Genomic DNA, 21,275 nt, shown 5'->3' with positions numbered 1-21,275 from the left:
CTTTAATTTTAGAAATCCAACATTTCTAATCGTTTAATTCACAATATCCTTGAATACCTTTTAAACACATCTATTTCCATCTCATTATTATATTTCTTGATAAAAAATAAAAATCCTTGTTCTGTTAAATGGCTGAATTATTCTGCCTTTTTACTTCAATAAGAAATTTGCGAACCTTTTATTAAAGATTCGCGCACATTAGTTGAATGAGAACTTACAAATTGACATCAAACCCTTCGATCAAAGACAGTGCAAAATACATTCACAATCCGAAAATTCTAAGATTGTTACCGATTTAATACCAAAATCATTTTCCCCGTTTAGTCCTATGAATTATCCGTTAAAAGAGGTTGTTTAGAAATAATAACCCCGTCTTCATCCGCGTAAACATATTCTTCTGGCCTCCAGTCGACTCCTCCGAAGTGAAGAATGCTATCACGTTCGCCAGTGCCATTTTTTTTACTTTTTAGCGGATGTGTTCCCAATGCAAGAATGCCAACATCTATTTTAGCAAGATCAACAGAGTCTCTAACATAACCGTTTATAATAATACCTGATAGCTTTCTTGATTGCGCGATGCCTGCTAAACGATCACCAAGAAGTGCGCATCGATTAGAACCACCACCGTTTACAACGATGACGGTGCCTTCTGGTACATTTTCAAGTGCTTCCACGATGAGCACGTTATCCTCATACACATTTACAGTTTCAATTTTCCCTGAAAAACGTGTCTTTTTTCCAAAAGAACGGAATGCAAGATTGCTAATTTGTAGTGAATCTGAATGGTCGTCGCATAAATCAGTAGTTTTAAAGTCTAACAAAGCTATCCCTCCTAATGTTTTTCTATCCTAATATAAATTCAACATTCATTCTTAGAATCCTTTTTAAAAAATTAAATGGTATCAAAACTTTTACCTTACTCAGTATCAACAAAATGGCCCTTCGTAAATGAAAAATGAGCGCTGATCTTTATTCCAGAAAAGCGCCCTATTACGGCAATTCCTTTTCTTTGTTATGGCTATTCGAATTCACCACGGACAGTTCGACTCACATCGATTACCTTTGTCATTTGATTATATAACTTTTCAATCTGTTCATCGTTATCAACTTTCTCCAAAACCTGACTATGGTGATCCTTATTATGATAGCGGTTAATTTCTAACATAAGTATCTCGCTTTCTTGTAGTTCAACTGCCGATACCATTCCAGAACAACCATATTCCGGCTGAATAGATGCAGCAGTAAATGTTTCGCTCTCGATCGCACCATACTCTTTGTAAATACGTTCAGCTTCTCGATTAATTTTTAAAAATTGTTCTTTGTTTTCTTCCAGTACTGGATAAAGATAAATTTCTAAATACATGTTTAATCCTCCTTTAGATGGAATTATTAACGTTATTATCAGAGTCAAGTCTAGCACACATAACCGTCAATAATTTCTTCTTAATTGCTAAATTTCTTTATTCAACAAACTGCCCCGATTCAGAAGGACGCCTTGTTCAATTATACAATCGTGCCCAATCCTATAATTGAACAAGCTAAATCTGAAAACAAAAGAATTAGTACCTTGGTTTCTTCCCCTGGTATTCGCGCACATTTGCTGCAATAGCATGGTACATGCACTACATTCAATCCAAATACCCGCGTAAGATAAACTATCTTAAAGTGAAGGGAGGTGTATTTTTATGGCATGTAATTGCAATTTCAACTGCACATGTGTTAGTCCACCAGGACCAAGAGGACCAACTGGACCACCTGGACCAAGGGGACTACGGGGACCACTGGGGCCACAGGGGCCACTAGGGCCAACTGGACCAACTGGGCCAACCGGACCTGTTGTTGCGGATGTAGGATTTTCCGCTTCAAGGGCAGCTACAACTCTTTCTGCCGACCAACAATTAGACAACTGGACAGTGACAGATCCATACTATACTGGCACTGGATTTGATCCGATAACTGGGACCTATACTGTTCCATCAAGTGGAAGGTATGCAATAAAAACGGTAATTAGTTATACTACTACTGCTGCGCTTACAGCTGCAATTGGTGAGGGGATAGATCCATCATTTGTCGTACGTAATTTATCATCGGGAACTGATTTAATCTCTGGTTTATTCCCGGTCCTAAATGTGGATATATTGGCACTACTACAGCTTAGGGTAATATTAGGTAATGGAACAGTCACGTTAGTTGGTGATGTAGAATTAAATGCAGGTGATCAAGTTGGTCTGTTATATTTATCCGATGGGCTAACAATTGATTTAAACATTGGCGGAACTGATCCGTCCGGAACCGTCTGGTCTATTCATAAAATAACAGATGCATAATAAATAAGATGTCGTTGTAGCTTTCTCCTTATTATATGGGACACCTACAACTATTTTTTGAGAAGACTCTCACAATATTGGGAGCCTTCTTTTTTTGTATTTATCCATATGGATGGGATAAAACGGAAGAAACGTATGATTTTCCATGGGACTATCATCCGTTGCAAGTTATTCCAATAAACATACACTAGTATAAATCTCACGTTTGAGGGAGTTGAAAAAATGATGCAAATAAGTTTATGTATGATCGTCAAAGATGAAGAAGAAGTACTTAGACGATGTTTAAGCAGTATTGCTTATCTTTGTGATGAAATTATTATTGTTGATACAGGATCAACGGATGGAACAATAGATATAATAAAACAATTTACTAATAACATTTATCATTTCAAATGGGTCGATGACTTTTCCGCAGCAAGGAATTTCTCCTTTGAAAAGGCTACAAAGGATTTCATTTTATGGCTAGATGCCGATGATGTACTGTCAAAGGAAAATCAAGTTAAACTTGCAACATTAAAAAAGGAACTAAAATTAGATATTGATGCTGTATCCATGCTATATCATATTGATTTTGATGAATATGGTAATCCTTCCTTTTCATTTAGAAGAAATCGTCTTATTAATAGAAATAGGCAGTTTCAATGGATTGGACCTGTTCACGAATATTTAGATGTACACGGAAATATTTCCTATGCTGATATTGCAGTTGAACATCGGAAGGATAAGAAAACGATAGATAATACTGTAAGTGACCGGAATTTACAAATATACCAAAATAGGTTGAGAAAAGGGGAAGAACTTTCACCAAGGGATTTATTCTATTATGCCAACGAATTAAAAGATCATAACAATTACAAAGATGCTATTACGAATTATAAAACGTTTTTGCAAACAAATAAAGGCTGGATAGAGGATATTATTCGTGCATACATCTATATGGCTGATTGCTACCGACTTTTGTCAGAACCGGAGAAGGAGATGGATGCATTAGTAAAGACATTTGCTCATGATGTACCTAGACCCGAGACATGCTGCCGTATTGGAGATTTATATCTGTCAAAAGGAGAAGTTAACAAGGCAATCTTTTGGTATGAATTAGCAATCGAAGTCGGGATTGCTAATGACATTGGCTTTAACATAATAGGATTTCATACCTGGTATCCGCATATGCAATTGTGTATTTGCTATTGGAATATAGGGAGTGTAGATAAGGCTAAGAGGCACAATGATTCAGCAAAACAATACCTTCCAAATGATTCGACCATAGCTTATAATGAACGCTTCTTTGAAAATATGGAATAATGTCAAAATAAATGTTTCAGCCATCAACCCGATGAGTATGTTGTGGTTGAAAAATACCTCGATAGTATCAACCTTTATAAGGAAACTGAAAAAATCTTTTAGCATATACAAGGAGAACTTTCATTTTGAAAGTTCTCCTTGTATTCGTTGTACCTGATGCCTTTTGAAGGGACATTAGGGACAGGCGCCCTGTCCCTATTATTTAAGCTGAATTCAATCAATAAGGTGGTATACCCGTGCGGCAAGCTTCTCAAGAAAATAACATTTACCTAAAAGCTGATTTTCACAAAACCTATCGGCTCACCCACCATTATGAGAACGAAAAAGATTTCGAGGTAGCAGAATAGGAATAGTTTGCAAACTTAATAAACGGCGGAATGTCAAAACAAACTAGAAATAATTTATCAATTGGTTTCAATCTCATAATTTTTGTATATAATATAACTAGAGCACGTTGCATAAACTAAAAAGAGACCGCTGGTGCTGATACACCAACGATCAGCTAAATATTCAAGGTCACTGAAAAATAACCACCTACTTGCTTGTCAGAGCCAGGTGGTTATTTTTTATGGTCTGACAATACTGCAACCATTAATGTTCCAAATGAAATCATGAGAACAAGCGTTTCAAATACTGTCATCCCGGATCACCCCCTTTCTAAGGGTCATCATTCCGTTAAAAAGTCTTCATAATGTTATTGATACATTTTTATTAAGTTTATTATATTTAATGATATGGGCGGGAACACTTGTCCTATTACATTTATTTAAAAAAACGCAAAAAAAAGAAGACAAAGTTTCTAACCTTCATCTTCTTCCAGGTAAATACATTTATGTAATGGTGGGCAGCCAAGCACAATCCAGATTTTAATGAATAGCTCTAATCGTGGTTGGGAGGCATTGTTAAATATTTTACTTATATTTGGCGACAGCATGTTCAATTGATCAGCAATATCTTTTATATAAATATTTTTATCTTTAGCAATTTCTTTAAATCGATTCTTAATAACAGGTTGAGCATTATTTTCTATGAATGGGTTAACTAATTCAAAATGTTTTATTTGTTCTATTTTATCCACAATACAACCAATTACAAATTCCTCAATTTTATAATTATCACGTCTATTTTTATCCCGATGTCGGTTAATCAAATTTTCCAGATCTGTTATTTCCTTTAGTTGATCATATGCCTCTTCGCTTAGTTCAATCGTTATCTTTTTCATGTATAAATTACCTCACTTTTGGAAATGGTTATAGTTGAAAGGATGATAAAATTGATTAATCATAATGACAAAGAAGATGTTATAGACATTATCCATGATACATTCGACAAAGGTGGAACGGGTAAATAAGATATTAGAAGTAGTTTTTCTGGACAAGCCTTGTGAAATGCTACTCTTATTACATATTCAATTTTCCTGTTAAAAATTCCTTTGTTTGAATTTTAGTTGGTAGAGGGAACACATCATTACTTTTTGATATTTCTTTCTTCTAAGACACCGGACATTTCAAAAGGCGTTTACCAAGTTAATCACTTGATAAATGCCTTTTTGAATAAGTCATATCCTATGGATGACCCATAAGTTTCCCTATGTTCAATCTTTAGACCCGTACATTCGGAAGTATTGTCAGTTCCCTTTCGTGAGAACATTCTCACCATATCTAGTTTTTCAGCCGTGCGGCATATCCGTTGGTTACCTTTTCCTTTGGAATGGCTCCAGCCTTTGTTCTGCCGAATCACCTGTGCATCATACCCCAAAGCCTGTCAGCCTTGACGCATGCAGGATTTGTTGACAGGATGGTTTCAGGAAACATGGTTCCTTCATTCCCATCCTCCGTTGTAAAGTTGGAATTTATGTTAAATTCCCCGCATGTTCACGCTTCAAAGCGTTTATAGCGGAACTTGTCGCGCGCGCCCGATTGTTGAAAATGATTAAACGATTCTGTTCCCCTTATTATAATAGTAAAGCACTTCTAAAAACTATAGAGTCCATAAACCATCTTTTAATATTCTTCCTTACTTATATCTACTTAATATTTCTTCTGGAATATGACAATAATCATTCGGACATCTATCTAACCTATCTTGATGTTCTTCTGCACTTCTCACATAGTTTGTAAGAGGTAATACTTCAACAACTATAAGGTCATAATCATTTCTCTCACCAAGAAATGCCTTCGCCTCTTTTAAGTGTTCTGGCTTTTCACTATATACTCCTGTTCTGTATTTCTCGCCAACATCCTGTCCTTGTTTATTCAAACTGTGTGGATCAATGATTTCAAATAAATATCCCATTAATTCCCTGATTGTTACAACCGTCGTATCAAATCCTGTTTTTACACATTCCGTGTACCCATCATAATCACCCTCAAGTGTATGACTTGTTCCATTAGCTCTTCCCGCTTCTGTAAACTTAACCCCAGGTAAAGTTTTTATAAAAGCTTGTACTCCCCATAAACATCCACCTGCAAAATATACTACTTCCATATTGTTCTCTCCCTTATACAGCAAATTGGTCCAATAATATGACTTTGGGCGCTATCCTTTATTCTGGATTTGCGCCCGATGCGGTATATTTTTTATAATATCTTCTAACACAGCCAATTCAGTTAAACTAGATAAAAGTATTAAAAATTAATTGCTCTCCTATCTTACCCGTTTTCCTTCTACCAGTATCACTGAATCCAACTTTTTCATATAGCTTTTGAGCTGGGATATTTTTATGATTAACTGCTAATATGATCTCGTTAAATTCGGGGAATTCCTGATTAACAAAATTATTAAGTAGACTCATTCCTTTTTTTGCAAGCCCCTTTCCTTGCTTAGAATGGTTTATTGACAGTGCAGTTAATAACAAGGCGTTCGGATTATCTGTATATTCCTTTACCCTGTCAGTTGAATGTAATAAGAAAAAACCAATTGGTTCATTGTTGCTTAAAATTACAATTGGATATTGACCGTCAATTAAGTTTTCTAGTATATCGGTTGGAAAAGCAGTATATTGTGCCTTTTCATCGGGCAACTTGAATCCCTTTAAGATCTTTATGAACTCTGGTTTATACTGTTGTAATTCTACTGTCTGATTTAAAGTGCTCACAAAAACAGCTCCTAACTTCTTTATATCGGCATTCCCAAGGTTAATACTATTCATAAACAAAATGACCCTTTTCAGGAGGACGACCTCTTATTAAATTAGTGCGCCCGCCTTTCACAATCTTCCTGCTTTACCGTTCTATTTCAATACACAGCGAGAGTAATTACATTTAGAGTAATAGTAACGATGAGAAGAAATGCTGTGATGAACACCTTAGCGCCCATGGTGTCAATAAGAGCAGACCAATCTTCAACCTTTACCCGATTATAGGTATTAAAGCCATAGCCACTCACCACAACTAGAGCGTCTCATCCAATTTCTGAATCTTTGAGTGGGAAATTAAATATACATTGCCAAAAATGTCGATTTTGTCTCCCTTTACGCGTACAGCGCAATCTTTGTTCGACGCATAAATATTCATTTCTTCCGATAAGGGAGACAGTTCGCTTTGAACCAGCGCAATGTTATTTTCAAGATCAAAATGAGACAGGACGGAAAAATCGTCAAGGCCGATTCCGTCGTAAACAGAGCTTATTTCAACTTCATCTCCAAAGTTTTTCGAGCATAACCATTTAGCGGACATATTGATCGCACCAGCGCTTGCTCCCATCACAACGGCTCTGCTTTTTTTAATCAAATCCGACAATTCATATTCCATCAAAAAACCATTTTGTTTAAGAATATTTCCACCCAACAGGAAAATGACTGAAGCATTTTGAATTAACGTTTGGGCATCTTCCTTCTGTACGCGATAATTAATTAAATGATATTCATCAAACATAATGCCGGCCTGGTCAAGCCACGAGCGTTCAGTAGCACCATCATCTTCATAAAAAAATGGATTCGAGCTAATCATAACAAGCGATTTTCTATCAGTTATATCCTCCTGTAAAACCTTGCCCAGATTCTCTGGAAAAAAATTGCTAAACCAGCCTAAATAATAGTGAGTTTTCATAAGTACCCCCGTAGCAAAGTGTAAATAACATTAATTTCCTAACGTTACTCATTCTGTTTTCTTATCGCCAACGCAATATTCTCAATATGGCCTTAGAAAGCAATAGTAGGCGCTTTCTTTATTCCGCGAAAGCGCCCGATTGCTTTATAAGGTGTAAATTCCAACGAAAAGACTAAATCCAGCAGCAAGAAATATTGTAAAAGCAGTTGGTTTTCGTTTTTGAAACTCGGTACCTCCCACAACAAGAAGCATTAGCCCCATTAACAACAAAACATAAGGTAATATTATTCCAGTTGTACCAGTTATCAAACCATAACTGGATAAGGCTACTACAACAATCGCCGAAGTTATTCTAAGTATTTTCACCAGCATCTCCCCCTCAAAAATAAAATTAGGTCCTCCACAGTTGATCAAAGGCATTAAGTTGACTCTTTACTATCTCTGTTAGCTTTTGTAGCTAAATATGAAGCAAGTAAAAAGAAAACAAATCCTCCAAACCATCCAACGGTTGGTGAATATTCAAAAGCGTCTTTTAATAACATTCCACCAGAAACAAATATGGAACCTAAAAATATGAAAGGTACTATATACCGTCTACTCTTTCTCATTGATAAATCCCCCAAGCTAATTACTTCGATTTTTTTGTTTAAAAATCCCTCTACTGATATAACCCTTAATACACAGGTATATTCCTTCACAATCTACATCTATTTTAACATAAATATCCATTTATTTTTAAATGAGTTATTCAATTAAATGGCCCGTTTCATAAGAAATGACGCCCATCCTTATTCAAGGATCGCGCCCGATTACTGCATAGTCAAATCAAGGTTCTTAAGATAACGTGTTTTTAGTTTAATAACAAAAAAGTGATATTATTAACTTCAATACACTAATTCTTTTGGGGTGCAGTTCAACTCGCTCACATGTAGTTAAATACATCTGACATTTCTTCAGTTGCATTAAACACAACCCAAGACTGTCGGGGTATTTCAAGTTTAGGTACACCTTCCAGCCACTCTTTCACTGTAACCACGGCAACGTAATTTGAAAATTCAGCATATGTTATCACAAGGTGGTGATCGTTGTGGGGAAACTTTTCAAAAAAGAGATCTGGCATAGTAAAAAATCGATCATTGGTTGGAAAAGACGATCGGCAGGAAAGAAAAAAAGGAAAAAGCTAGAGGAGACAAAGAGTATCTATTCCTTAGGGGATCAATACACCAAGGAACGTCAGCAATTGCATATGGAAATCCTTAACGATATCATTAAAAAAAACAAAAACTCAATGAGCAAAATGGAGCCGACAGCCATTTTAATTGGAGGGGGAAGTGGCACAGGAAAAACAATGTTACGAGAAAACATCGTTGAAAAAGAACTCGTTATAAAGAGCATTTTTGCGGTAACAGTTGATCCTGATCATATCAAGGAATACATTCCAGAATATGACTCACTGAAAAATACTCATCCCACTTATGCTGCCGCCTTGGTTCATAAAGAATCCCGTGATATTAGTGATTTGTTGTTGAAACGATTGATTAAAGAACAGAAAGACTTAATTTATGAATCGACGTTGGCAAAAACCCATAAGTGTAAGAAAATCATCGACAAACTACATCGGTACGATTATGAGGTTCACGTCCATGTTGTAGATGTTCCTTTAAAAGAGGCCAAAAAACGCACCAAAAAACGGGCGAAACATACGGGGAGAACAATTCCTGCCCACATCATTGAGAACACCCATAAACTTGTGCCAAGAACGTTTTTAGCGATAAAGGATTCAGCTGATAGTTATCACGTATACAATAACGAAACCAAGTTAAAACTTATTGCTTCCAATGATTACGTGCACGCCAAACTATATGATGAGTTTTTAAAAAAGGGCGGAATAAAATGATTTTGAACATCCTCATATACGCCCTCGGTTTAATTCATAATTCTCGTGCCATAACTCACTTGAACCATACAAAATGGAAAATGCCCAATAGGAAGGCGGTTCATGCATCATAATGGGGGTAAAGCTGGGGATAAAATGGGATCTATTAACTATTTGATCCGCTTCTTTTCGACTTAAACGACCAATGGTCATGACTTTTTCGCGTATTTCGGACAAAAATAATGTCTCTTTGTTCGTGCGCCATACATTATTTATTGGCTCATGAAAGGGGTTGGTTAATACTTTGTTCCCGGGTTTAAAAGTCATAACTTGTGTATCCATTAAGCAGTCAATTGCTTTTGGCGTATTCAACGACAATTGTTCTTTCATGGAAGAGAATTTTATTAGATTGGGATTCGTTATATGACCGCTACCAACGGCACCGTAAACATAATCGTATGAATGCTTTTTTCCATTGCGGCATGATTGAACAAACTCTTTCCATAACCGTTCATAATGATGCCATTCAGGCTCATGGGGTAAAGGAAATAGCATTCCATGCAAATATTTTAATTTTTTTAAGTTAAGGTGAAATGCTATATAAGCCGGTGTTCTTGTATCCGGATGATGAAAGTACTGAGCTTTACTGATTCCTAATTTCTGCAAAATCTTCACGGAAACCTGTGAATGTCGCGCTCTGACCTGTCCCCAGCTTTTTGCCTGTGAAAGATTGAATGTAACATAAAAACCCTTACCAAAATCGGTAAGCTGTCTTTGTACATCGAGTCTTATACTATGATATTGAATGACTTTTGCGGCAAATAAATTGGTTCCATGGTAAACTGTGTAGGTTTCCTTTTCTTTATAAGGGAACATAATTTATCCTCTCGTAGAAAATGTCAAAAATAATTTTTTATATTATATGAGAGAAACATTCGTATGTTCAGGATAATTGAAAAAAGTAACGAAGATGGTTAATACAGTAATTATCGCCTCTTTTCGTCCTGTAGATTTGTATTTTTATTTATGCCTTCACATATAAATCAATATAGCATAGAAGCTCCATGACAATCCTACGCAGTAATAAAAAATTTATTCTCCAAGTTTGTGAATCCCTCTAATTTTAAGGTGGTTAAAAATAATTGCGAAATGGCTCAAATTTCAATTGCGAAATACAAAAGGTGTTGTTCAATTATCTGGCCCTAATATGCGATATCAGCGCAATTCTTTATTAGAGAAGCGCGCACTTTTCTTGAATCGATATTAGGAAACGATTGTTTAAAATCTAAAAGGGATCTTCCATTAAAGCAGCACCTGATACAAAACAAAAAATCTTGTTCTGAGGTCAATTATCTACTGAAAAAGCTGATTCTTTTTTTGATTCTTCACCTTTTGAGTACTAAACACAAAGCTAGCAACTGCTGCAATACTACAAAAATATGGGAGTAAAGAATATCCCCAATTAGATATGACATAGCCTCCAATCATTGAACCAATGGTGATGCCAATATACAGAGCCGTATTATTCCAGGCCATAACAATCCCTCGCTCTTTTGGATATTCCACCACTAATCGTGCTTGGTATGATGTAAATCCTGCGTACCCAACCAAAGCCCATATAAACAGAAGAAAATAAACCCAATCACCAGATGAAAAAAATATTCCTAAACAAACGAGTATTAAAGTTAAGAAAATTAGAGTAACCTTCGAAACCTTCCTTTCTCCGAACTTATCTGTTAATTTCCCACTTGTAAGACTTCCTAAAACAGCACCGACACCATAAAAAGTAACAGCTAATGCGATTTCTGATGATGAGAATCTATTTTCGGAGTAAAGAGCTGCACCTAAATAAACATAAAGGGCATACATAGAAATTGCCCAAATGGTGGTAACACTTACGGAACCAAGTATTCTTAGCAGATTTCCTTCTAATAGATTTTTTGTTAAATCACTTTTAGGAATAGATTCCCATGTTTTGAAATTCACTGCCGCCAATATGGTTCCTATAATCGCCATTACAACAAATACTGAACGCCAACCAAGAAAATACTCTAATACCATACCGAAAGGTGCTCCTGCCCAAAGAGCCGTTAAGTGTCCCGAAACAACAATCGAAAGCCATGTTCCTCTTCGATTTGGTGGCGCAATATCTCCAATGATTGCGTATATCAACGGAGTGATTGAAGCAACGGACAAACCAGCTATAATACGGCTAACAATTAGCCATATAAATGTAGGAGCAAAAGCAGTTAGTACGTTAGAGATAGCGAACACTAATAAACCAAACGTAATAATTGTTCTCCGTCCCTTTTTATCTGAGAGCCAACCAAAGAATGGAGCCGAAAAAGCATAGGTAACCGCAAAAACAGTTACCATCCATCCAGTCTTCTCTGGACTAACCTTATATGCTTCCGAAATGAACGGTAATAACGGCGACACCACAAATAAGTCAGTACCCATTAGAAACAAAGTTACCCAACCAACACTTAAATTTGCCTTCTTTTGTATCTCCATACATCCCCCATATAAAATTATTTTTACATATATATTCACTAGGGGGCGTAAAAAGGACTTTACGTAAGCTTTATAGGCTTTATTTTTATTACTTTTACTTCCCTTAAACTAGCCGAAACAGTCTATCGTTGTTCGATTCTTGCGCCCGTTAATTGAACATGGATACTAACAAATCATACATCGAATGTATAATAATTACTGACCAAAGGGAGTCTGTTTTTTTATAAATAAATCCAAATAGGAAAATGTATAGATACAAATAGTAAAGATGTAACCGCATTTGCTTTTCAAAACTTACACCCTGTCATTAACTTTTTAAGTATGTATCCCCTAAAGACAATCTCCTCAGTCAGTCCAACAAAAATAAAAGTATAGCCAAAAATCCAATCCTAAACTTAATTAAACTCTAAATCCATTGCTATACCTGAAATGATAAAGTATAACGCCATTGCAAGTGTTATCCATATTGCCCATTTCAAGCCTTTTTTTAAGTTGGACTTCAATCCCAAATACAAAATTGGATCTCTTTTTTCGTACTTAATAACTAACAAGACAACAGGAATTATCCAGACAGTTATTTTTACGATAGCTGTCACTATAGCTGCGCGAAAAAGTAGAAAATATTATTCTAGAAAATGAACTTAAGAATGAGCTAATGGATAGCAATGAAATGACGGAGGCAAAAATTATGAAGGATTTTAAACATTAGGTATCAAATGCCTCGATTTCCCAAACTTTCTAAGGCAAAACGTACTGGTTAAAAAACGATAAAATGTTTACCGTATCGATGAAATGAGGTATACTACAAATAGAAAGACATATATTATAAAAAACCGTCCCATGCTAGATACATGGAACGGTACAATAAGCTAACCCCATCAAGAGGGGGAAGGCGCAAGTAGAGATAAATAATCCCTCAACTGACTGCCAAATCACATGAGGGGTTATTTTTTATCGTTCTTGTTGGACATGATAAACGCAATCAACATGCCGAATGAAATCATCAGCGTTAATACATTTTCCATATCCATAAGCAACACCCCCTTTTTAGGAGTATCCTAAAAGGTAAAAAAGTGCGCCTAACCCCTCATGCGAAACTAACCTATTGTTGCTTCTATTATACCAAAAATAACAAAATAATCTTTACCTTTTTAGATTATTTTAATGGTATTAAAAATAGACCCCGAAAAAATTTGAGGTCTCTAGTTTTTTTAAATGCTTACTATCAAATTTCCATGAAACAGATTCAAAGAAGTTCCACACTTCTTCTCCCGTATCCACAGCCGCCATGTTCATTCACATAGGATTTCAATTCCTCTTTCATCTGCTTTAAGGCAGCATCCAAACGATTGGTTTCATTTGCAAGTTGAACGGCATCCTGTTCCGATTGTAATGTAACGTTTTGAAGTTTAGTTGCGTTACTCATGCTCCAACAATTCCTTTATCCATTTTTTGAAAGGAACCAATACCTCGGAAAGTTACTTCCTTGGCAGTAATCAGCGAATTATCTGATAATGTCAAATATCTTTTTAAATCTATTAGCTGATTCCAAAAATGCTAGCTGTTTTTTATCAGGGTTCTCCCAAATAACTAACGCGATAACGGAATTTCCCCTATATGCGCCTACCCATTGACTAAATAGAAATCGCGTTAGTTATTAAGAAGAAAAGGATTTAGCGCTTATACTAAATTATAATTGGGGGGGGGAACTACAGGTTATGCACATGGCCCCGCTACTATAGCATATTCCATCTATTCAATTATGAAACGGCAATTTTACCTAGTTATTAAAGCACCTCTATGCCATAAAACCAGTATTTGCTCCCGAGATAAAGTTAGTTACTAAAAGTTATTGATTTTCCGGATATTCGGATTTATGAAGCAAATTGTTAAAAATTAGATTGGCGAGATCTTTGGTTTATGAGCCTTTTTAATAACAAACCGATTACTACCCCGGGTATCACGGACAATATGGGTAACCAAACAGGACCTAATAACGTCCCCATTATTCTTAAATCTGGAGAATAGATTAGTCCAACAGTTACGAAATATGCGGAAAAAACAAATGGCATAAATGAGAATGGTCTTTCCCCGCCTCCTGCATCCTTATAAGCATCCCACATTGCAAACATGTACAAACAAGGGTAAAACATAAGCCATTGGTAATTCGTTGCGTCTACTGCTTCTTGTATTTTTCCGTAAAAACTTAAAATAATGACTTCGTTTAAATTCCCCTGTACATTGATCAAAAACTCTAACAAAATGAATACAATTCCCTTGATATATTTTTCATTCAATAATTGACCAAACCCAGGTAAAGCAATGCACCACAATAATTTTTCGTACTTATTATTTCTATTCATATGACCCATCCATTTAATCGAAATATGTTCATTCAGATTATTCTATACTTGAATTATTCTAATTTAATTTTGAGAAAGCAATACTCCTGTTTTTCACCTATTCTTTTGATAACATTTTCCTATCCGCTGCTTTAGGGGGTTCCTCCATCCACCCGTGCTTTATTATGATCTTCCCACCATCCTTAGCAAAATTGAAGGTTTTTGTCAGGATTTGACCTATTTTTAAAGATAAGTCATTCCGCAAGCTAAAAGAAGTACCGAAAGTATTGCCACTAAGACCAAAAACAGATAGCATATTTGAGCTATACATCATCAACTTGTCGGAAAATGGCGAAAGGGTCGATTCTGTTGTCTCCCCCGCCCAAATAGAAGGTGGTTGAATATCGCTGTCTACTAATAGTTTGTGCATAGTATCCGCGACCTCCTTTGCAAGTTCCTTCCCTTTAATAAAGTATTTTTTTACTTCATCATTCTCGGCAACTTGTGCAAAGCTTGTCATCAACTGTATTCCAATTGTGTTAATTTCAAGGGATTGATATAACAAACCAATTTCTACCGTATTCAGAACCCGATTTGGCTTTATAATATTCATCCCACCCATGTAGCTAACTTCGTTTACATACTCAATTTCTTTAGGTAGAGGAACAATTGGAGGGTGTACCAGAACCCCTTTACTTAAAAGCAGTTCCGTAACCTGATTGGAGATATCTTGCATATCATCGATAAAATGATTATATAATTCTCGTATATCTTTCCGGTAAGACATACCTAGGTGCAACGTATACAGTGGCATCAACACCTCGGTCAACAGGCGTATGTACAATAAATCAAAATCACCGTCATATAATCGAGGGGCTTTTTTGTTTACGTCTTTTTCAGTATATCCCTCAGGAATTACAGCACCTTCCATATCAAAAACGTTTTTAATGGCATCGACATTCAGGGTTTCTTTGTTGTATTGGTTTTGTAAAACAGCCCTGCCCTCATCATCATTTCTTTGTTCAAGGAAATATTCTAGTACTCGCAGTATCATTGTTTTTTCCATGTACGCCTGCCACAAATTCCCTAATTCGGATGCAGATATATGGTCATGTTCACTTTTCATGTTTTTATTTACCCCCTAAATTTAAGTAGTTGTCATCTCTAACATACCCCGGCTTAAAAGTTTTATTAATGAGCATCACATGAAGGTTCAGTTTCAAAATCATTAATAAAATCGATTGTTTAAAAAGGTATTATCGGCTAAGAGTTTCAAAAATACTTTTCACCATAGATAACAAATGGTTAGATAAATCACATGTATATTACTGATAACTATTACAGACTTTTGTTAAAGGAGTCGGAGTTATGCTTGTAGAAATTTACTTTAATACGCTTAGCCTACTCTTTGTTGTTATGGGATCAGGTTAACCAAGACATTACTTCATATTTTCTAATGAGAAATTAAAATATACCAAAATAAAGGCTGTAATCGGAATACCTAACAACCATGCCCACAATGGCCGACTGTGGTGAAGACGTAATATAGGGAACATGACACAGTTAAACAGAAGGGACCAATAGAAATCCCAATCATTATGATAAGTCGTCAAACCAAATCGAATGGCAATATATTCAGTCCAACTAAACATGAAGACCCAAAATGTTATGTAAGCTATTTGCACCACCCACCTTTTTGGGTAATTGGAAAGAAAAATCAATATAATAGGTGGAAACATGAAAAAAACAATTAAAAACTCAGTCAATGTATGATTTGGTAATACAAACGATTCCTCGAACCTCCAAAGTGAATAGTTGTACATTAGAATGCTACTAAAAAGGTTCAAACAGATCATAAATAATATGGTTGGATAGTAAAGCTTCCAATTTTTCCAGTCACTCCAGAAAAAGGCTACTATAATGAAAATTATAGGCTGAACCACTTGAAGAAAGATTGAACTAAGAATATATTCCATAATTTCACACTCCGACAGTTAGTTATTTTTCATATTATCTCACTACTTATCTATTTAATTTCTTGTCAGGAGTTCGGTTTGTGGGAGTATCTCCTCAACGATTTACAAATTACATCTATTCGGGTTACGAATTCAGATGACTATATAGTTTCACAAAGGTTCGAATAAATATTATCAGAAAAAGGGCGCTTGCAAACGTGTGCATCCATGTCCATGTGTGATATTCAATGATATCGGTATATTTCTCAAATAGCATTTCAAAGAATGTTAAAACAGAAATATATAATACTCCTTGCAGTAGAATACCAAAATATCTGGAATGATAAGTGGTTCGATAAAAATAAATAGTAATTATCGGAAACCAAAGGTACTCAAAAAGTAGGTTAGATTCGAAATGTTCATTCAAAAATTTCACAGGATAATAAAGCATATTTTCCTCTACAACAAGGACTCCAATAACGATTGAAAAATAAGAAGTCAATAAATATACTAAAATCCATTCTTTGAACGGTAGCTTTTTTAAGCTATAACACAGTAAAGCAATACCGATAATGAAAAATGCCCACAATATAACGCTTTCCATGGATCAATTCAGCTCCCTTTTCAACCGTCTTGCTATAAGCCAAAATGAACAACTTTTTAGTCCTTGATTATTCGAATTTTCCGTTTAACTATCCCAAAATACAGTTGCCCATTTAAGAGACTCATTTGGCTGTATTTTTCATCTATTTCATGATTTCATTCATATCACCTTTATCGTGTCCTTATGGTTTGTTTTCATAAATATATATATACAGTGAGAACACTCGTTTAAAAACAATATTAGAATAAGTGTCCAAAAGGAATCGTGTTTGAATTAATGCTTTAGGCAGAGGGTTACTCCAATAGAAAGAAGAAAAACATTGTGTCTAACCAGTAGGTGAGGATTGGAAATAATTGTATCGCGAAGGAAAACTTAGTTTAATAAAATCTTTATCCAATGAATTGGCAAGCTTTAAGGAAAGTATATGCAAAAAGATTATTTGATTGTATAAGTCCATTTATTGCTGTTGCCTTGGAATATACTTTGATCAAAAATATCACCGAAACCGTATTTTATGGCAAATAAAAGAATCCATTTTGAAAAAAAGATTGATCAAAATGGATTTTTTCAGCATATTTGGTTTTTAAAAAAGGTTTAATCATTTTCTAATTATGATCTTCAATAATTACGCCCTTCGGTAAGACTCACTAAATAATTGAAGTTATTACTTTAATTCAATTATATCTAAACACCAAATACTGGATTTCATCTGTATAGAAACTATTACCTTAAAACACATACTCTGTTAATGTTTAAAAGGAATCTGGGACTTCTCAGTTTAGACTTGAAACTGTTTGCTCAGGTTCCCTTGTTGCTTATACTTTTAATCTTACCACTTCGTACCGACAATAGTATTTCATTTTTAATAAGTGATATAAATGACATACTACCTGACTATATATGTAAGACCACCATATTAACAATGGTTTAGAGATAAGCGGTTCTCCAAAGGAGTCCGACTACTCTAAGCGGATAGACCTCCCACAAAACTTTTCCGGGTAAATAGGGAGGTCTATTTTTCATTGATTAAAGTTATGACCAACGCAATTAAGGTAATCAACAAGGAACCAAATCCAATTAGGAATTTTTGTAAAAAAGTTTGATCATTTTTGTTTATGTTATTCAATTAACGCACCCGATTGAGTAAGACCGGTGGCGGATGGGGGGGTGTTTTTTGTTTTTCCAAGTAAAGATCATGGATCTCTTCCCTCCCTAGGCTGGATCTAGAGAAAACCGTGTTTGACATCCTGGGCGTTGCTTACAATGATACACAAAATCTTGGTGCTGTTAAACAATGAAATATAAAAAAGTGTAAAAATAACAAAAGTTATTTAACCTAAGAGAAGTACGCTCAAATTCCTTATTTACTGTCTACTATTTCAGAAAGTTATTAAAACCTACGGTAGGCTCATTTTCTTAATCGTTAGCTTAATTGGCATGTGGCGGTACCCCTAGTTAATAAAAAGGAAAAGACATGATCTCATAGACAACCATGTCTTTTCACAACAGTAAACTGATTAAATATCTTCCCTTTCTGTTTTGTTTGCACTCACTTTCTTTTTGCTCGATTGATCGCTTTCAAAGTCCACATCTGATGTCAATTCCTTTGTTGACTTTTTGAATTCTTTCAAGGTTGTTCCAATAGCACGACCGAGTTCCGGTAATTTATTAGGCCCAAATAAAATCAACGCCAAAACAAGAATTAATATCAATCCGGGCATTCCTAACGTTCCAAACATTGCAATCCTCTCCTTAAAATTAATGAAAAACGTTTAACCTATCACCAATAAACCGGTGACATACATAATCAACATTCCGGAAATAATACCAAGTCCTCCAGGTAAATCTCCAAAAGTTGTTTGACCTTTCACAGACACCATTTTGATGATTTCGTAAACCACCTGCAAGATGGCTCCAATACCAACAGACAGAAACACTAACGCCCATACATTGGAATATACAAATCCACCAATCCATATTCCGAAAATGGCTGGACCACCGGCTATTAAACCAAGAACGAGCAAATGTACAATCAAGTTCTTAGGACTTTTTCCTTTACGTGCAATGGGGGATACAATTGCTAATCCCTCCGTAAGGTTGTGAATCATAAATCCGAGGATTAAAAATGCCCCTAAAGAGACTTCACCGAGATTATATGCGGCACCTATAGATAGCCCTTCACCCAGATTATGCAATCCAATACCAATGGCAATCATATATGCGAGCGTCAAGCCTTTGGAACTTTCCTTAGAATGACTTGTTGAAATCGTTAATTTCCGGCTGATACCAACCAGTAAATACATACTTGATAAAATCCCTATGGCAATCAATGCAACACCTTGCAGTGCCCCCGAAAGCCCAAATGCAATTTCCAATGCTTCTTTCAATGTATCAACGACTAGGAAAACAAGTAAGCCAACTGTCAGGCACAGGAAGAATTTATACAAGCGGTCGTTGACTTTAGCAAGGAACGGTTTCCACAATAAGCCTAGTGAAACTGGTATAACCCCGACAAACAAACCAATTATTGTAAACATCCAGAACGTGCCAATAGTAGATTCCGGGCTCAAAGTAGCAACATCAACCCCTCCTACAAATGTCGTTCCAACTGATGAAACAGCCATAATTTCTACAGGTTCTGCTTCTACCCAATGATAGGGAATTGTAATAGTCGCTGATTCTAATCGTGAAATCGTACGATCGGGTTCCATAGTAAAACTTACATACTTCTCATTCACCGCTAGTTGGGCAATGGTTAGATCCTCTTGACCAGTATTGCGAACTTCGGCGGTAATCTGCCCTTTATTCAATTTAATATTATTAAATGTTAGCTCTTCTACTGGTGGACCGCCTGCTCCAAAAAAGGGAAGCCCAACAGTGACAACGATATAGATTATTGCGGCAAGTAAAATAACAGGAATCAGTCCCATGAACCAAAGTCTAGACCTACTGTCCTTTTTCTTCATTGAAGTATCCGAATACTCCGCCATCCAATCTCCTCCTTCTTGTTAAAAACTATGATTCTATTCTTTGACATCGAATAAACCCATCCATCCTAACTCAGCAAATTCCGATTGATGAGCGTGGAACATAAACCGTCCCGGGTGGTTAAAGGAAAACTCCAAAATGCCTCTTTGGCCTTGGCACTGCATAACAGTGTCCGTCAATTCATATTGTTCTAGATTCGTCCCTGTTGGGTAATAACGGAAGACGTCCCCGTGTAAATGAAACGAATTAATCAAATCAAATTCCGTCAAATTAGACAAATAAATGCGAACCGATTCACCAACCTTCAACGAAATCGGGTGATCACGATAGTAGTTAGAAACACCATTTACCGTATAAAATTCATTAGAAGCGTCAAAATTCGTGTCAAATCCGTTCATAACCATTACCATTTCTTTGGCTTTCGGCCTGGGCTGTTTCGGATCGATTATAAACGTGCCGTACAACCCCTTTTCAATGTGTTTCTTCAAGGGTGAGGTGTGGCAATGATACACATGCAACCCGAAAGGAGCCGCGTCAATTTCATAGAGAAAAGATGAGCCCGGAGGAACAATTTCGAATACACCGTCCATTTTTCCAGTATGAATGCCGTGGAAATGAATCGTATGCGGATGACTGCTCTTATTAATAAAATTGATTTTTAAATGATCCCCTTCCGTACAACGAATCGTTGGACCCGGTACAGCACCGTTATACGTCCACGCCGGGTAATAGACGCCTGGGGCTACTTCAATTTCTTTATCCTCTGCCACTATTTCATATTCCCTTTGAACTTGGCCGTTCGAAAGTCTTGTTTTCTTTCCATAATCAAAATGGGTTAAGAACTTCATCGGATTAAATCCATGTCTCATAACGACTGGGTTTTTACGATCCGAACCGTGTTGACCATGGGTTGAACCATTTTTCTTATGTTCTTTTGCCGCAGCTTCAAATTGAAAACTTTGAGGAAGATAACTCGAGGCAGCAAAAGCTAACGCTCCTAATCCTCCCACTTTTAAAATTGAACGGCGTGTGTATGCCTTTTTCTTACCGGTAATTGTTTGGTCCTTTTCATCTTCAAATTGTCGATCTGTCATTATAAATCCCTCCTAATCAGATGTTTTGAGCTAATTTATACATATGCCCTCATTCTTTCATTGATACACATTATTTCACCTAGGTTATTTAAATTATATGCGCACATAATGTTGTTGTAAAGTAAAATATATTGAATATGTATAAATTAGTTTACCTAATGCAACTTTTATTGTTAAAATACATAATAGTAGTAAAACAAAGAGATTAATATTTGATTGGAAAT

Annotated in this window: 25 protein-coding genes; 3 read left to right on the top strand and 22 right to left on the bottom strand. The window is 35.9% G+C overall.

Annotated elements, in window-relative coordinates; genetic code table 11:
• Positions 1–326: 326 nt before the first annotated feature.
• Both rraA and LG329_RS17005 read right to left on the bottom strand, forming a co-directional pair.
• Positions 327–821, bottom strand: coding sequence for a ribonuclease E activity regulator RraA (gene rraA / locus LG329_RS17010; protein WP_404452022.1), 495 nt, complete (start codon positions 819–821; stop codon positions 327–329).
• A 197-nt stretch (positions 822–1,018) separates the two neighbouring features.
• Positions 1,019–1,363 carry a DUF1428 family protein gene (locus tag LG329_RS17005; protein WP_404452021.1) on the bottom strand — a complete coding sequence of 115 codons (345 nt, stop codon included), beginning with the start codon at positions 1,361–1,363 and terminating at the stop codon, positions 1,019–1,021.
• 322 nt (positions 1,364–1,685) lie between these two features.
• Here LG329_RS17005 and LG329_RS17000 point away from each other — a divergent pair, with 322 nt between their 5' ends.
• Both LG329_RS17000 and LG329_RS16995 read left to right on the top strand, forming a co-directional pair.
• Positions 1,686–2,327: a hypothetical protein gene (locus LG329_RS17000; protein ID WP_404452020.1), complete on the top strand. Its 642-nt coding sequence runs from the start codon at positions 1,686–1,688 to the stop codon at positions 2,325–2,327.
• 222 nt (positions 2,328–2,549) lie between these two features.
• On the top strand, positions 2,550–3,629 hold the full coding sequence (locus LG329_RS16995) for a glycosyltransferase (protein ID WP_404452019.1): 1,080 nt from the start codon (positions 2,550–2,552) through the stop codon (positions 3,627–3,629).
• A gap of 559 nt (positions 3,630–4,188) precedes the next feature.
• On the opposite strand, the gene LG329_RS16990 is transcribed toward LG329_RS16995, so the two are convergent.
• The 7 genes from LG329_RS16990 to LG329_RS16960 form a co-directional block, all read right to left on the bottom strand.
• The gene (locus LG329_RS16990; protein WP_404456742.1) at positions 4,189–4,242 is read right to left on the bottom strand and encodes a hypothetical protein; all 54 of its coding nucleotides are present in this window, start codon (positions 4,240–4,242) and stop codon (positions 4,189–4,191) included.
• 186 nt (positions 4,243–4,428) lie between these two features.
• On the bottom strand, positions 4,429–4,851 hold the full coding sequence (locus LG329_RS16985; RefSeq protein WP_404452018.1) for a helix-turn-helix domain-containing protein: 423 nt from the start codon (positions 4,849–4,851) through the stop codon (positions 4,429–4,431).
• Positions 4,852–5,645: 794 nt separating this feature from the next.
• The gene (locus LG329_RS16980) at positions 5,646–6,116 is read right to left on the bottom strand and encodes a peptide-methionine (S)-S-oxide reductase (protein WP_404452017.1); all 471 of its coding nucleotides are present in this window, start codon (positions 6,114–6,116) and stop codon (positions 5,646–5,648) included.
• 127 nt (positions 6,117–6,243) lie between these two features.
• Positions 6,244–6,726 carry a GNAT family N-acetyltransferase gene (locus LG329_RS16975; protein ID WP_404452016.1) on the bottom strand — a complete coding sequence of 161 codons (483 nt, stop codon included), beginning with the start codon at positions 6,724–6,726 and terminating at the stop codon, positions 6,244–6,246.
• Positions 6,727–7,021: 295 nt separating this feature from the next.
• Entirely contained in the window at positions 7,022–7,678 is a 657-nt protein-coding gene (locus LG329_RS16970) for a Type 1 glutamine amidotransferase-like domain-containing protein (protein ID WP_404452015.1), read from the bottom strand.
• Between the two features lie 144 nt (positions 7,679–7,822).
• Positions 7,823–8,044: a DUF3953 domain-containing protein gene (locus tag LG329_RS16965; RefSeq protein ID WP_404452014.1), complete on the bottom strand. Its 222-nt coding sequence runs from the start codon at positions 8,042–8,044 to the stop codon at positions 7,823–7,825.
• Between the two features lie 53 nt (positions 8,045–8,097).
• Positions 8,098–8,286 carry a hypothetical protein gene (locus tag LG329_RS16960; protein ID WP_404452013.1) on the bottom strand — a complete coding sequence of 63 codons (189 nt, stop codon included), beginning with the start codon at positions 8,284–8,286 and terminating at the stop codon, positions 8,098–8,100.
• A gap of 479 nt (positions 8,287–8,765) precedes the next feature.
• Here LG329_RS16960 and LG329_RS16955 point away from each other — a divergent pair, with 479 nt between their 5' ends.
• On the top strand, positions 8,766–9,575 hold the full coding sequence (locus LG329_RS16955; RefSeq protein ID WP_404452012.1) for a zeta toxin family protein: 810 nt from the start codon (positions 8,766–8,768) through the stop codon (positions 9,573–9,575).
• 12 nt (positions 9,576–9,587) lie between these two features.
• On the opposite strand, the gene LG329_RS16950 is transcribed toward LG329_RS16955, so the two are convergent.
• The 13 genes from LG329_RS16950 to LG329_RS16890 all read right to left on the bottom strand — a co-directional run bounded on the left by LG329_RS16950 (position 9,588) and on the right by LG329_RS16890 (position 21,051).
• On the bottom strand, positions 9,588–10,430 hold the full coding sequence (locus tag LG329_RS16950; RefSeq protein ID WP_404452011.1) for a DUF3990 domain-containing protein: 843 nt from the start codon (positions 10,428–10,430) through the stop codon (positions 9,588–9,590).
• A 477-nt stretch (positions 10,431–10,907) separates the two neighbouring features.
• Positions 10,908–12,068, bottom strand: a complete 1,161-nt coding sequence (locus LG329_RS16945; RefSeq protein ID WP_404452010.1) for an MFS transporter — start codon at positions 12,066–12,068, stop codon at positions 10,908–10,910.
• Positions 12,069–12,216: 148 nt separating this feature from the next.
• The gene (locus LG329_RS16940) at positions 12,217–12,348 is read right to left on the bottom strand and encodes a type II CAAX prenyl endopeptidase Rce1 family protein (RefSeq protein ID WP_404452009.1); all 132 of its coding nucleotides are present in this window, start codon (positions 12,346–12,348) and stop codon (positions 12,217–12,219) included.
• Positions 12,349–12,355: 7 nt separating this feature from the next.
• Complete coding sequence (locus tag LG329_RS16935) at positions 12,356–12,421, bottom strand: hypothetical protein (protein ID WP_404456739.1); 66 nt, start codon at positions 12,419–12,421, stop codon at positions 12,356–12,358.
• 893 nt (positions 12,422–13,314) lie between these two features.
• Positions 13,315–13,494, bottom strand: coding sequence for a hypothetical protein (locus tag LG329_RS16930; RefSeq protein ID WP_404452008.1), 180 nt, complete (start codon positions 13,492–13,494; stop codon positions 13,315–13,317).
• Positions 13,495–13,957: 463 nt separating this feature from the next.
• Positions 13,958–14,431 (bottom strand): hypothetical protein, encoded by a 474-nt coding sequence (locus tag LG329_RS16925; protein ID WP_404452007.1) that lies wholly within the window; start codon positions 14,429–14,431, stop codon positions 13,958–13,960.
• A 97-nt stretch (positions 14,432–14,528) separates the two neighbouring features.
• Positions 14,529–15,536 carry a DUF3231 family protein gene (locus LG329_RS16920; protein WP_404452006.1) on the bottom strand — a complete coding sequence of 336 codons (1,008 nt, stop codon included), beginning with the start codon at positions 15,534–15,536 and terminating at the stop codon, positions 14,529–14,531.
• Between the two features lie 313 nt (positions 15,537–15,849).
• Positions 15,850–16,266 carry a CBO0543 family protein gene (locus tag LG329_RS16915; RefSeq protein ID WP_404456736.1) on the bottom strand — a complete coding sequence of 139 codons (417 nt, stop codon included), beginning with the start codon at positions 16,264–16,266 and terminating at the stop codon, positions 15,850–15,852.
• 244 nt (positions 16,267–16,510) lie between these two features.
• A complete protein-coding gene (locus LG329_RS16910; protein WP_404452005.1) occupies positions 16,511–16,969 on the bottom strand; it encodes a CBO0543 family protein in 459 nt (152 codons plus the stop codon).
• A 1,012-nt stretch (positions 16,970–17,981) separates the two neighbouring features.
• Positions 17,982–18,029: a hypothetical protein gene (locus tag LG329_RS16905; protein ID WP_404456733.1), complete on the bottom strand. Its 48-nt coding sequence runs from the start codon at positions 18,027–18,029 to the stop codon at positions 17,982–17,984.
• A 457-nt stretch (positions 18,030–18,486) separates the two neighbouring features.
• Complete coding sequence (tatA, locus tag LG329_RS16900; protein WP_404452004.1) at positions 18,487–18,708, bottom strand: twin-arginine translocase TatA/TatE family subunit; 222 nt, start codon at positions 18,706–18,708, stop codon at positions 18,487–18,489.
• Positions 18,709–18,741: 33 nt separating this feature from the next.
• Positions 18,742–19,959, bottom strand: coding sequence for a ZIP family metal transporter (locus tag LG329_RS16895; protein WP_404452003.1), 1,218 nt, complete (start codon positions 19,957–19,959; stop codon positions 18,742–18,744).
• Between the two features lie 33 nt (positions 19,960–19,992).
• Complete coding sequence (locus tag LG329_RS16890; protein ID WP_404452002.1) at positions 19,993–21,051, bottom strand: multicopper oxidase domain-containing protein; 1,059 nt, start codon at positions 21,049–21,051, stop codon at positions 19,993–19,995.
• Between the last annotated feature and the right edge of the window lie 224 nt (positions 21,052–21,275).

Source organism: Virgibacillus necropolis, from assembly GCF_044793635.1.
In the GTDB taxonomy this organism is placed as follows: domain Bacteria; phylum Bacillota; class Bacilli; order Bacillales; family Amphibacillaceae; genus Virgibacillus_F; species Virgibacillus_F necropolis_A.
Note: the sequence above shows the minus strand (reverse complement) of the source record. Positions and strands in the feature narration are given on the sequence as shown.